14 protein-coding genes are annotated in these 13,005 nt (G+C 42.8%); all 14 read right to left on the reverse strand.

The features are described 5' to 3' along the window. Positions 1 to 2: 2 nt before the first annotated feature. The 14 genes from AOG26_RS10340 to AOG26_RS10405 are packed head-to-tail and all read right to left on the reverse strand — an operon-like array spanning position 3 to position 13,005. The gene (locus tag AOG26_RS10340; RefSeq protein ID WP_054562406.1) at positions 3 to 434 is read right to left on the reverse strand and encodes a hypothetical protein; all 432 of its coding nucleotides are present in this window, start codon (positions 432 to 434) and stop codon (positions 3 to 5) included. After that, on the reverse strand, positions 435 to 1,265 hold the full coding sequence (locus tag AOG26_RS10345) for a MipA/OmpV family protein (RefSeq protein WP_054562407.1): 831 nt from the start codon (positions 1,263 to 1,265) through the stop codon (positions 435 to 437). Beyond that, on the reverse strand, positions 1,262 to 2,488 hold the full coding sequence (locus AOG26_RS10350; protein WP_054562408.1) for a beta-ketoacyl-ACP synthase: 1,227 nt from the start codon (positions 2,486 to 2,488) through the stop codon (positions 1,262 to 1,264). Before AOG26_RS10350 ends, AOG26_RS10345 begins: the two co-directional genes overlap by 4 nt. Beyond that, positions 2,488 to 3,213, reverse strand: a complete 726-nt coding sequence (gene fabG, locus AOG26_RS10355; RefSeq protein ID WP_054562409.1) for a 3-oxoacyl-ACP reductase FabG — start codon at positions 3,211 to 3,213, stop codon at positions 2,488 to 2,490. The genes AOG26_RS10350 and fabG overlap by 1 nt, the downstream gene beginning before the upstream one ends. Continuing rightward, the gene (locus tag AOG26_RS10360) at positions 3,210 to 3,665 is read right to left on the reverse strand and encodes an ApeP family dehydratase (RefSeq protein WP_054562410.1); all 456 of its coding nucleotides are present in this window, start codon (positions 3,663 to 3,665) and stop codon (positions 3,210 to 3,212) included. Before AOG26_RS10360 ends, fabG begins: the two co-directional genes overlap by 4 nt. After that, on the reverse strand, positions 3,652 to 4,815 hold the full coding sequence (locus tag AOG26_RS10365; protein WP_054562411.1) for a beta-ketoacyl-ACP synthase: 1,164 nt from the start codon (positions 4,813 to 4,815) through the stop codon (positions 3,652 to 3,654). The genes AOG26_RS10360 and AOG26_RS10365 overlap by 14 nt, the downstream gene beginning before the upstream one ends. A 2-nt stretch (positions 4,816 to 4,817) precedes the next feature. After that, positions 4,818 to 5,369, reverse strand: a complete 552-nt coding sequence (locus tag AOG26_RS10370; protein WP_054562412.1) for a DUF3261 domain-containing protein — start codon at positions 5,367 to 5,369, stop codon at positions 4,818 to 4,820. Further along, the gene (locus AOG26_RS10375; protein ID WP_054562413.1) at positions 5,357 to 6,598 is read right to left on the reverse strand and encodes an NAD(P)/FAD-dependent oxidoreductase; all 1,242 of its coding nucleotides are present in this window, start codon (positions 6,596 to 6,598) and stop codon (positions 5,357 to 5,359) included. The genes AOG26_RS10370 and AOG26_RS10375 overlap by 13 nt, the downstream gene beginning before the upstream one ends. A 3-nt stretch (positions 6,599 to 6,601) precedes the next feature. Continuing rightward, positions 6,602 to 8,821 carry an MMPL family transporter gene (locus AOG26_RS10380; RefSeq protein ID WP_054562414.1) on the reverse strand — a complete coding sequence of 740 codons (2,220 nt, stop codon included), beginning with the start codon at positions 8,819 to 8,821 and terminating at the stop codon, positions 6,602 to 6,604. Next, positions 8,818 to 9,336, reverse strand: a complete 519-nt coding sequence (locus tag AOG26_RS10385) for an outer membrane lipoprotein carrier protein LolA (protein ID WP_054562415.1) — start codon at positions 9,334 to 9,336, stop codon at positions 8,818 to 8,820. The genes AOG26_RS10380 and AOG26_RS10385 overlap by 4 nt, the downstream gene beginning before the upstream one ends. After that, positions 9,336 to 9,761 carry an acyl-CoA thioesterase gene (locus tag AOG26_RS10390; RefSeq protein ID WP_054554548.1) on the reverse strand — a complete coding sequence of 142 codons (426 nt, stop codon included), beginning with the start codon at positions 9,759 to 9,761 and terminating at the stop codon, positions 9,336 to 9,338. Before AOG26_RS10390 ends, AOG26_RS10385 begins: the two co-directional genes overlap by 1 nt. Next, entirely contained in the window at positions 9,754 to 11,298 is a 1,545-nt protein-coding gene (locus AOG26_RS10395; protein ID WP_200907864.1) for an HAL/PAL/TAL family ammonia-lyase, read from the reverse strand. The genes AOG26_RS10390 and AOG26_RS10395 overlap by 8 nt, the downstream gene beginning before the upstream one ends. Before the next feature lies 1 nt (position 11,299). Further along, complete coding sequence (locus tag AOG26_RS10400) at positions 11,300 to 12,268, reverse strand: LpxL/LpxP family acyltransferase (protein WP_054562416.1); 969 nt, start codon at positions 12,266 to 12,268, stop codon at positions 11,300 to 11,302. Further along, positions 12,268 to 13,005, reverse strand: a complete 738-nt coding sequence (locus tag AOG26_RS10405; protein WP_054562417.1) for a glycosyltransferase family 2 protein — start codon at positions 13,003 to 13,005, stop codon at positions 12,268 to 12,270. Before AOG26_RS10405 ends, AOG26_RS10400 begins: the two co-directional genes overlap by 1 nt.

Genomic DNA, 13,005 nt, shown 5'->3' on the forward strand with positions numbered 1-13,005 from the left:
AGTTATAACTTAACTAAAGTGCCTTTTAATGCCACGCCAGCAACAAATGTGCCCGCACCACATTGATATTCGGTTTGGCTAACGAACTCACGTTTTTTGTAGTACGACTGAATATTTACAACTGCATTCATGCCTTCACGAACAGCACGCTCTTGTAATGCTTTTAAAGCACTAAGCATTACCCACTCACACGCTTCTCGGTCAGTTTTATTAAATGCGTTGGTTTTCTTGTTGGTGATCACTTCACCATAATTAGTTTTAATGCTGTTATGACTTTGATCAGCGAAATATAGCGGAATATCTAACAGCGCTTGTTTCGCTTTGGTGGTTTCAAGTAATGCTTGTACAGGTAGCGTTTGTATATCATCACGTGCAAAACTGTTTGTTGAAAACAAACAAGCCGCTAAAACACATGCAAGGGTCAATAACTTCATTTAAAAATTCCTTCTATAAAATTTCCATGCAACACCAAAACCAACCGAAACATTATAATCTTGCTTCACGAGTGGGCTTGCATCTTGTTGACTGTTAGCAAGGTGATGATATTTAACAAAACCACCTAACCAATACTTTGGTGTGTCAAAATGTACCCCAATTGATACATCAGCGCCAGAAAAACCTGAACGACTTGAGTATGCTTGGCGAGTTTCATTGCTATGTAAGTCACTCACTCCATAGTAGTAATCAAGGTATTTATCGCTAGCAAAGTTGATATTGCCACGAAACGCTAATGAAAATTGTGAATCCGCTTTTTCGATGATCGGCACTCGATAATACACACTTGGCCCATAACGCCAGCCAATATCATCAATACCTGAGAAATCTGTCGCAATGGCTTTGCGTGCAAACAGGCTTAAATACAAATGCTGTTTAGCGTTTGGTTCACCTATTAGGTAGTAATTAAGTGAAGGCCCTAATTCAAACACCCAATCTAGATCATCCATACCTTCTCGGGCTTTGTTGTCTTCACTGTCAACTGCAAGACCTACGTTGGCAGATAAATCTAAATGGAGATTTTCTTGCTGCCACAAAAAGCCAGTGAAGTTATTACGGTCGATGGCCATTTTATCGCTTTGATAACGAAAATAAGGCACAGGCAATAGGTATTGCTCACTTTCATCTGAACCTAAATAATGCGGGATATCTGCATAAAAAAGGCCTGCACCGAACTCCATTTTTGCAGTGCCCTTTTCTACACTGTCTTGTGCAGCATAAGCATTAAAAGTTAGAATAAATAAAATACTTATGATGCAGCGCTTGATCATGCTTGCCACTTTTTAAAAATTAACGAGGTATTGATGCCACCAAACGCAAAGTTATTGCTCATAATGTAATCTGTTTGCATTTCACGGCCATTGCCCTTGATATAGTCTAAATCAGCACACTCAGGATCGACATCCGTTAAATTGATAGTAGGTGCAAACCAACCATCATTCATCATATTGATACTTGCCCATGCCTCAATGGCGCCACACGCTCCTAAGGTATGACCTAAATAACTCTTTAATGAGCTAATAGGTTTCTTGCCAAGGGCATTGAAAGTCGCCAGAGACTCCGCAATATCACCCCGATCTGTTGACGTACCATGAGCATTCACATAGCCAATTTGGTCGGCAGTAAGCTGTGCATCATTAAGTGCCATTTCGATAGCCACTTGCATAGTTTCTGCGGTAGGTTGCGTCACATGTTGACCATCTGAGTTACAACCAAAACCGACCAGCTCCGCATAAATAGTCGCTCCACGGGCTAGGGCATGCTCATACTCTTCTAAAATGAGCGTGCCTGCACCTTCACCAATAACCAGACCATCACGATTTTGATCGAATGGTCGTGGCGTACTTTTCGCAGCATCATTTTTTGTGCTCGTCGCGTATAAAGTGTCAAATACCGCAGCTTCTGTGATGCATAACTCTTCTGCGCCACCAGCCACCATGGCTTTTTGGCGACCATACTTAATCGCTTCATAAGCATAACCAATACCTTGCGAGCCTGATGTGCACGCAGAGCTGGTAGTGATCACCCGACCTTTTAAGCCAAAAAAGACACCCACATTCACAGGCGCTGTATGCGCCATCATCTGGATGTAACTGGTGGCCGTTACGCCTGTCATTTCGCCGGTTTCCATCATTTTTGCAAAAGCCAATAATGGTGGCGTTGACCCCGTTGATGAGCCAAAAGCAATACCAGTAGAGCCGTCGGTTAGACTTGAGTGCTCTAATAGCCCAGCTTCTTCTAGAGCAAGCTCTGTAGTACGGGTCGACATCATAGCAACACGCCCCATTGAGCGAACTTGTTTACGCTTATAGTGGCTTGGTTTACTAAAATGAGTAACAGGTGCTGCTAGTCGAGTGTTTAGTTCTGGCGCCACATCCCAGTCAGTCATGTACTGGACGGCATTTTCACCTTTTTGCAAAGCGGTTTTAAATTCACCCCAGGTATCACCTAATGCAGTAATGGCAGACATGCCTGTAACAACAACGCGCTTCATTACACCATACCGCCATTCACAGAAATAACTTGGCGGGTGATATACGCGGCGTCATCTGAACATAAAAACGACACAGTACCCGCGACTTCACTAACCGAACCCATACGTTTTAATGGGATCATTTTTAGCATTTCATCAACCGGTAAATCGTCTGTCATTTCGGTTTCGATTAGCCCTGGAGCTACGCAGTTAACGGTGATCTTACGTTTTGCAAGCTCAAGCGAAAGCGCTTTGGTCGCACCAATAATGCCCGCTTTAGCGGCACTGTAGTTAACTTGCCCGCGATTACCGGCAATCCCTGACACTGACGCCATAGTGACAATACGGCCACCTTTACGACCTTGCACCATTGGCATCACCGTTGGATGAACCACATTATAAAAACCGTCAAGGCCAGTACGGATCACTTTATCCCAATCATCACCTTGCATCGCTGGGAACGCCATATCATTCGTGATACCGGCATTACAGATCACCCCATAATACGCACCGTGCTCGGCAATATCAGCTTCAATTTGTTGTTTTGCAAGCTCTCTATCGCAAACATCAAATTGCAATAAGCTAGCATGACGACCAAGCGCACTGATTTCTTCACAGGTTTGCTCTGCTTCAGCCACACCACTGCGACAATGAACAGCAATATCAAAGCCATCGTTAGCTAATCTAAGTGCGATTGCTTTGCCAATACCACGGCTTGAGCCGGTGACTAAAATACGTTTTGTCATTGATTTTCTCTTATAAACTGCATTGGGTCTTGTGGTTGAAACACATTAATTTTTGCTTCTGCTAAGCATGTTTCATCGCTATGTATTTGACACTCAAATACACTTAACCCTGATTCTTCTTGATATAATTTTGTCACCGAGACTTTAAGCGTTTGCTCGTTTTTAAATACCGGTGCATAGGTTTTATATTTGCGCGTACCAATTAAAAAACCGATTTGTACTTCATTTCCTTTGTCTTTTGCCAGCGCACCCGCATAAGCTGCGATAGTTTGCGCCATATATTCACAACCAATATAACTGGCAACCCCATTTAAGCTCTCGTCATAAAACGGGCTTTGTGAACTAATATCCACTTCACAGCAACCTGACTCTTCGCTGTAACTAGATAGGCGATTGAGCAATATCATTGGCTCACTATGAGGGACTACTTGCTCAATTTTATAGCGATTCATTTAGATGTCCTAGTACTACACTGACATTATTGCCGCCAAAGGCAAACGAATTTGATAAACAGGTGTTAATTTCTGCCGTTTCTGGTTGTGTTATTAAGCCAATTTCAGCCAATGATTCGTCTTTTATAACCTGATTGCATACTAATTGATTAAACTCTGGGTAAGCCAAATAAAGCCAACATAAGCCCGCTTCTAAGGCACCTGCAGCGCCTAGAGTGTGGCCGGTCAAATGTTTAGAAGAGCTCACTTTAGTATCTTTGCCAAATACCTCACTGATTGCCAGAGATTCCATCGCATCATTTTGCGGTGTGGCTGTTCCATGGGTATTAATGTAGTCGATATCTGAAGGCGTTAAATTCGCGTCTTGCAACGCCGTTGTCATAGCAGCAATTGCGCCAGAACCGTCTGCAATCGGTGCTGAAATATGGTGGGCGTCGGAGCTTTCACCACCACCTAAAAAGGCAATGCTCTGTTTTGTATGCTGCTCTTTACTCATAACAAATAACGCTGCGGCTTCACCAATATTGATGCCTGCTCTGTCGCCACTAAACGGCTTACAAATTTCATCGCTGATAGACGATAACGAATCAAAGCCATTAATAGTGAGTTGGCACAAGCTATCTACCCCACCACAAATTACCACATCGGCTAAATCGGCACTGAGTAAGGCGCGCGCACTAATAAGCGCCTTGGCACTTGAACTACACGCAGTTGAAATGCTGTAACTTGGCCCCTTCGCAGCGAGTTTTTTGGCAATATAATTGGCAGGTGCGACGAGCGCTTGGTCGTAATAATCAAACTCCTCTGGCCACTTTCCCTTAGCTGCATGGGCAATTCGACCTCTTTCACCTTCTTGAATTGCAGCAGTACTAGTACCAATCACCACAGCAATACGGCTGCTCGGAATGTCTATGTTTGCTAATGTGTCAGCAATTTGCCCCAGCGCTAAATCGATTAGCTGATAAAATCGCATTGATGCTGTTAATGGCAGTTCATTAACCAACCCCACAAAAGTTGGGCGCTGCTCAAATGCAAGCGACGTCACCTCTGTGAGTGTTTGTTTAGGTTGTAAGCTGATACTTTGCATTGTTTGTTGATGACCAACCCCCAATGCACTAACAATACCTAAGTCGTTAAGCCAAAATGGCATAATCAATTAACCCTTTGAAATTTAATTTTGTAATCTCGCTGAAAGTTTACAAGTTCTGTTGCACCGTCTAAATAGCGAATTTCACTAATTAACTGTTCACCTTGATATAAACGCCGTGTCGAGCCTTGTTCAACCAAGTTCAAATTATAAAGTTGCGAGTTCAGCACAGTAACCGGCCAGTGTACTAGCATGATATCAGCAAGAATATAGCGAGGATCAACCGCGTTGATAGGGAGCATTTTTTCGCTTTTAATCGGCCCTAGTGGCGCTTTTTCTAACTGAAAGATTGGCATACCTTGAGCCGTCATAACAGCCAAGTTAATCCCCGTTTCACTGTTTAAACTCAGCTGCGCTAGTAATGTATGCTGCTCATCGCCATGGTGTACTTCAAGTACTTGCTGCCAATTATCGGCAACTAATGACGGCGGTGGATCAAGCAAATAAATCCCTGCATTTGGCGCTAAATCAACACCCGTTTTTACTGCAAATTCACTGGCGCAACTTGCCACTAATATGCTCAAAGATAAGAGCAAAGAGCGTGTTAGTCGCGACATAATTCAACCAGTGTATTTAAGCGTTTGTTGCTTTGTTTTACAAATGGGTTTTGTAAATCCCATGCATAACCAGCAAGAATAGCACTGATCATCTCGCGCACTTGTTGGTTTTTCTCACTGTAAAAAATCACGTCCTGAAATGAGCCATCATACCAAGCACTGACGTAGGTTCTAAAGCAATTAACCCCTTGTTGCAAAGGCTCACTGTAATCGTTTTTGAAATCAACTTGCTCACCACGTAAGTAGCTATCTACTATAGGAGCAACCAATGAAGCTGATTTTAATGCAATCGTCACCCCAGATGAAAATACCGGATCTAAAAACTCACCGGCATTACCAAGTAGTGCAAAATGCTCACCATACAAGCTCGACACATTAGCCGAATAGCCTTTAATAGCACGCGCTTCACCAATTGCTTCACGATTGGCTAATAACTCACTTAAATAGCTATCTTGTTCGATAAATTCATTTAAACCAGCGAGTGGTTGTTTATCATTAAGTTGCTCTGGTTTACCAACGACACCAATGCTTGCCGTACCATCACTAAATGGGATCAGCCAATACCAAATATCTTTATGCTCTGGATGAACATTAATTAAGATTTTTTCGCGGTCAAACTGGGTATCGCTAATATTATCTTTAAAATGGCTGAAAAAAGCCCAACGTACTGGGAAATTTGATGCTGACTCTAAATCAAGTAAGCGAGGTAATACTCTGCCAAAACCACTAGCATCAAGTACAAAGCGCCCTTTAATTTGATAGCCTTGCTGGTTTTCATCCGTAACATCAAGTAAAGCGCCATCCTCACAATCGGTAAACGCTAACACGCTATGTTGGTATCGAATTTCAGCCCCCTGCTGCATGGCACCATCGGCTAAGCATTTATCAAAGTCAGCGCGTTTTACTTGAAAAGTCGTGCCAGGGCCTTCGCTAAATTTCTCGGTAAAATCGATTGTTGTGTGGTCGCCACGACGTTGAAACGCCGCACCATTTTTAAACTGAAAACCAAGCGATTGTGCCTGTGTTTGCACCGCTTGCTCAAGGCCTGCTTCTGCTAAAAAGCTCATGCACTGGGGTAATAAACTTTCACCAATCGAAAAACGCGGAAAGGTTTGCTGCTCTAACACCACTACATGCCAACCTTTTTTCACCAGTAAACTGGCAGCCACGGCACCTGAAGGGCCAGCACCAATAATAACAACATCAGCCTGTTGAACTTGATTATTCACCTATTATTTTTCCTTATTTTTAGGTAATGCAATACTGAGCGGCGCCAGGATATAGATACAAACTAGCCCCACTAATACCGTTAATCCGAAACTGAAAATGGCCGGCGTTTTCGAAACGGCCAACATGCCAAATACCCACATCGATGATGCCGCTGACAAACTAATTGCGAGTACATTGCTCGAGCTTAAATTATTGACCTGATAAAACACCAAGTAATCGATTGCCAACGCTAATATCAATAAACAGCCTAATAAATTAAAAATCGACAGCTGAGATTGCAGCGCACTGCATAGTAGCAGTACAGCCGCGGTTGTTAGTACAAGCACTAACGTTTGTTTACACGCCGTTTTAAAACCAAATTTAACGCTAAAGAGTAATAACGCAAAGGTCATCGCAATGGCCAGTGTCACCAGTAACGAATTTGAGTAATGACTTAAACCTTCGCTTATCATCGCGACTTTATCGTAAACAACTAAATCTGGGTAAGCGTTGGCTAAATCCATCAGCTCGGATTTATTTACACCTGTTACCATAAACCAGCTTGCGGTTAGTGTGTTGTTTGAGATCACTTGGTTAGCGATTAACGGCGCTAACGGTGAATTAAGTGCCGCGTTTAAATCAAGCATTGATGTTGGGAGCTCAACGGGCGTCCCTGTCATTTGGCTAACCACACTCATCGCTTGCTGGGCCGAATGCAGTTGATCGTAGTTTTGCTGTTGTAATTGTTTACTAGGCACTAAGTCACTAAGCATCAAGGCACGGCCATTAAGACCGCGAATAGTTGCTTTTAATGCTTCTTGCTCTACTAATAACTGCTGCGCATTATCAGCAAATAAAATCATGATTTGGCCATTATCTTTACCTAATAAAGACATATGCAACGCTTCGTTTTGCATTAAATCAGCAGGACTTGCATTTAACAGCTTTACATCATCATTAATCACAGGGGGTTTTAGTAAGGCAAAAGCACTCAATAACACTAACGTCAGCATACTGAGTGCGACGCGATAATGCGTTAATCGTTTTAAATAACCACTTAAGCAGTTAGCTAATTGATGCGCAGCAGTGTTAATGGTTAAACCAGCTTGCCAATAAGGCAGTAAAATTCGTGTGCAAAGCCAAGCTGTAACTAGCCCTGCAACAACGAACACGCCCACTTGACTGAGTAACTGCACGGGTGAGAAAAACAAACTCGCGTAACCGAGTGTGGTGGTTAGTAACGACAACAACAGTGCCAGTTTAAGCCCTTGGCTAAAACCTTGCGGCTGCTCGGTTAAATCAAGCATGCCATGAAATGCATAATCAATGGCAATACCAATCAGTGTAACGGCAAACACCATGGTTAATACATGCACCTGACTAAAAATACTGATCAGCGCAATGGTGCCGCCAATAGCGGCGCTTATCACGGTTACAGAGGCCAGCCACAATGCGTTTATCGAGCGAAACACCCACACCACCATCACAATAAGAGCCAGCAAGCTCACCGAACCAAACAAGGTCATTTCAAATTTGGCTTGCTGCGCATTTGCTGCGGTGTGAAATAAAGCACCGGCATAGCGAATTTGTGTATCTGGATAGCGGCCTTCAAGCTCAGCGATATAGGCAACTATCTCATTGCTCAACGCTATTGATTGATTTATTGAAAAGGCATTGTCAGCACTTTGCACAAATAACATTAAATACTCATCACCTTGATAGATAATGTTAATTCGGCCATCTTGCAGCTCAAATTGCTGTATGTGTGTCATTGCCTCAGATAAGAACCCTGCTGTAGCAAGTGTTGGGTCTTGGTTGATAGTACTTGAAACAAAAGGATCAGCGACTTTACTCAACTGACTAAAGTAATACTGTTGAAAGCGATTAGCATCGCCAATAGCTTGTTTATATTCCTCGGAGACTAAATGCCCAGCGTACTGACCGTAAAATGCTGCCAATTGGGAGATTTCGGGTAACTTAAAACGAGGCTCAATGTGTTTACTCGCCAGCCACTGATGTAAATCATCATAAGCTTTTACTTTATTCTCACCCCGAAAAGAAAAGCTCAACTGCTGTTTATTAGCTGAAAAAAAGTGTTCTTCGACTTGCTGTAAACGCGGTTCTGACTTTGGCAACAAAGCCAAAATATCATTATTCAACGTCGGCTGTTTTAGAATAAAAACAACCACTAAGGCGCTAACTAATAGGCTTAGCCAAGCAAGCGTTAGGCCCCATGCTTTCACTGTTTATGCTCATTTTGAGGATAAGCAAAGCGTAACACAGTAAAGTTACCATTTGCTTCTTGAAGACGCACACGGCTCACTTGTTCTGCTGCTACACATAATTCGAACTGACTAAATAGCTGCTTTAGCAAGTTATCTTTAGGCAATAAAGTCTGACAACCGGGCTCTGCATGCTCTGTCATCGTAAATTGCTCAGCAAGTGCCACTTCATCATGCTTTAAAATTGCTTGCAGTAAATTAACGTAAGGCTCTGCACCTTTTTGTAGCTGCGGCTTATCTTGGTCATCCAGGGTATATACTTGCCCTTGCTTGATTAATAGCGTGCTTTTAACCGGAGATTCAACTTGCCAAGTGAGGCTATCTTCAGCAAGTTCAAACGAACCTGTTGATATAAAAGGCTTACTAAACCCTTTAAAATGCTTTTCTTGGCTAAATGTGCCTTGCTCTGTTACTGCGCTTGATGCAAACACAGGAAAAAAAACGAGCACACTCAGTAACAACACGCTTAATCGCATTAAATCACCTTTTGAAGTTTTTCATGGAGTACAGGCGGCGAAACAAACTGCATTTCTTTTTTCTCTATATCAACCGCAACTTGGATAGTCGTTGCTTTGGTTAACTTTTTACCTGTAGCGCAATCAGTGATTACGTAATCGATACGTAATCGTGTTTCATATTCTTTTAAGTACGCATCAACGCGGATTTTTTGTGTAAACAATGCTGAGCCGACGTACTTAATATGCATGTCAATAATCGGCCACGCATAGCCAGACTCTTGCATTTGCACATAATCATAATCAAACAAACGCAGTAATTCGCAGCGCGCGACTTCTAAATAGCGCGGGTAATTACCATGCCATACCACATTCATTGGATCGCAATCATGAAAAGGAATTTCAATCTCAACATGAGTACTCAACAACGAGCCACGACTATGCATATAAACTCCAACGTTTTGTTTGAATAGCGTCTACCGTAAAGCGAAGAACAGCCTCTAGAGGACGGTCTTCATCAAGCAGCGGGAAAAACTCGCTAATGTCTTGATACATACTTTGTACATCACTAGTTAAACTAGCGAATTCAAGCTCACCGCTATTAATACGTAAACGCAAACCTTGAATACTCGCAAGCAAAGTACTTGCAACCACTTGCTCAGTTAGCTGCAATATACGCAAACAATCTCGTGCAGCGATAGTTCCCATGCTCACTTTATCTTGGTTGTGACACTCGGTTGAACGAGAAAACACACTTGCTGGCATGGTCAGTTTTAATGCTTCGGCCGTGTATGCACTGGCGCCAATTTGGACCGCTTTAAAACCATGGTTAATGTAGCGACGCTCATCATTACTCGCCGATAGATTAGAAGGCAAACCATTGTTATAGCGCGTATCAACTAAGGATGCGATTTGTCTGTCTGCTAAGTCGGCTAAATTAGCAACAGCGGTTTTCATGCTATCCATTACCATTGCAATATGACCACCATAGAAGTGACCACCATGCAATACGTGCTCACCTTCGCCATCGATGATTGGATTATCATTTGCCGAATTTAGTTCATTTTCAACCATTTGCCTAAACCACGGCAAACTATCTTGCAGCACACCAATAACATGTGGAGCACAGCGAATTGAATACCTATCTTGTAAGCGGTCAGCATTACGAGGGTGTTCTACATGATTTAGATCACCACGGATCCATGCAGCTACTTGCTGTTGCCCTGGATGTGGCTTCACTGAAAACAAAATATCATCAAAGTGATGACTGTTACCTTTTAATGCAAGGCTTGCAAGGGCTGTTATGCGGCTAGTCAATTTAGCTAAGTAATCTGCTCTATCATAAGCAAGGCATGCCAAAGCTGTCATCACGGCAGTGCCATTCATGACTGCCAGCCCTTCTTTCGGGCGTAGCTTTAATGGCTGTAAGCCTAGTTCTTGCATCACCTCTAGACTGTTTTTAATTTCGCCTTTGTAATACACATCTCGCTCACCAACCATAGCACCGGCTACATACGAAAGCGGCGTTAAATCACCACTGGCTCCTACAGACCCCTCTTGCGGGATCACCGGTACAATATTGTGATTTAAAAAGTCACGTAATAAATTCAACATCTCCCAGCTAACGCCAGAATACCCTTGTGAAAGCGAAGTTAAACGAGTCGCTAAAATAGCGCGCCCTTGGGCTTGATTAAACACATCGCCAAGGCCGCAACCATGAAAACGAGTAAGATGCAGTGGTAACTCATTGACTAAATCAAGTGGCACTTTTACGGTTACTGAATCGCCATAACCTGTGGTAACGCCATATATCACGCCATCATCTTCAAGCAACTTATCTAAAAACGCCACGGCGCTGTCTATTTTATTAGCAAATTGACGGTCTGATGTTAACGCAACAGCACCTTGCTCTAATGCAATATGAACAATATCTTCGATTGATAAACGCTGTTTGCCAAAAACGGTAGTCGAGTGCTCTGACACCTTAGTTCTCCTTGTTTTGACTACGAGACACTTGCTCGTCATTTTGCCAAAAATCATAAAAATTAAACCATTGATACGGATAGGCCGCAGCATAAAAACTGAGCCTTTGCGCATAATCGCTAACAATTTGTTGTAATGTTTGTTGCCTCGTTTTACGCGGTAAAACGAGTTTGTCGGCGTATTTTTCAAAAATCACGCGGTAAAATGTTTCGCCATTGGGCTTTTTATCTTTTAAACAAAACAGATGAAACACCGGGCAATCTAACAGCGCAGCTAAAATAAATGGCCCTTGTGAAAAGGGGGCTGGCTTACCTAAAAAGTCAGCTTCGATAACTCTTCCTGCGGTGGTAGTACTGGTTCTATCACCGACTATCACCACAATTTCACCCTGCTCGACTTTCTCTTTGAGCATAATTGCCATATCTGGGCCAAGATCGGTTACTTGAATGAGGTTTACTGCAACATCCGGATTAATACTTTTCAGTAATTTATTAAATTCTACAGCATGATGCGTAAACACCAATACATTGATTTTTTTACTGTTTCGGTGTTGGCTAAGGGCTCTACATACCTCTAAGTTACCAAGGTGTGAGCCGATAAAAATAGCCCCTTGCTGTTGCTCATCAAGTTGTTTAAACAGCGCTTCGTTGGTGTAAAGAATATTATGTTGCTGAATTCGTCCAAGCCATGCATCTATTTTGTCAAAGGCGCTGTCAGCGAAGCAGCGAAAATGACGAAAGCTATCGCGCCAAGTAACTGCTTTACTATTGCCATTCACCTTGCGCGCTTGGGTTAAGAATGCATGTGACGCTTGGCGGGCAGTTTTGCCAGTTAAAAACAAATAAAACACCACCGGAAACAACACCAACCACAAGCCTTTTCGACCAAATACGCGATAACATACGAGCAATATTTGCATGCCTAAGCGATTGCCACGTTCTTGCATTTTTGACCAATGTTTTACAGCCATTAGCCTGCCACCTTACGCCAAAGCAGCTTAGGTGAGCGTAGCAACATGCCAAAGAATAAACGCGTATGCAGCCACGAAATTCCCACGTTATCGTGTAAGGCTCGAAAATGAGATACGCCATTTTCAGGGTAAATGACCTGGGTTGGCAAAAACGTGACTTTAACACCTTGCCAATAAAGCCTGACTAAAATTTCAATATCAAAGTCCATGCGCTTGCCAAGCGTTTGCTTAGCCATTAATTGTTCAACGGCTGCTAAGGGGTAAACCCGAAAACCACACATTGAATCAACAATATCAAAGCTGAGCGTTTCTACCCAAACCCAAAAATGGGTGATGTAACGACTTAAATAACGGTGCTTAGGCACTGAGCTATCATAAATAGGACAACCACTGATCACCTTGTTAGGTGATGCATTACTTAGTTCAATCAACTTACTAATATCTGCTAACGAATGCTGGCCGTCAGCATCAACCTGAATGGCATGGCTGAACCCTTGCTGATAGGCAGCCATCAACCCAGTTTGAACTGCCCCACCCTTACCTTGATTTTGAGCATGGCTTATCAAGGTTAAAAAATCGTACTTAGCGTTAAGCGTTGCAAATACTTGTTTGGCATCAGCGTCACTGCCATCATCAACCATGATTATCGGCAGCTGTAGCTCTTTTAGCTCATCGAGTACAGCAGCAATAGCATGGGTGTGATTGTAATTAGGAATAACAATACAAAACTGGTTCAT

The organism is Pseudoalteromonas sp. UCD-33C, from assembly GCF_001306895.1.
In the GTDB taxonomy this organism is placed as follows: Bacteria; Pseudomonadota; Gammaproteobacteria; order Enterobacterales; family Alteromonadaceae; genus Pseudoalteromonas.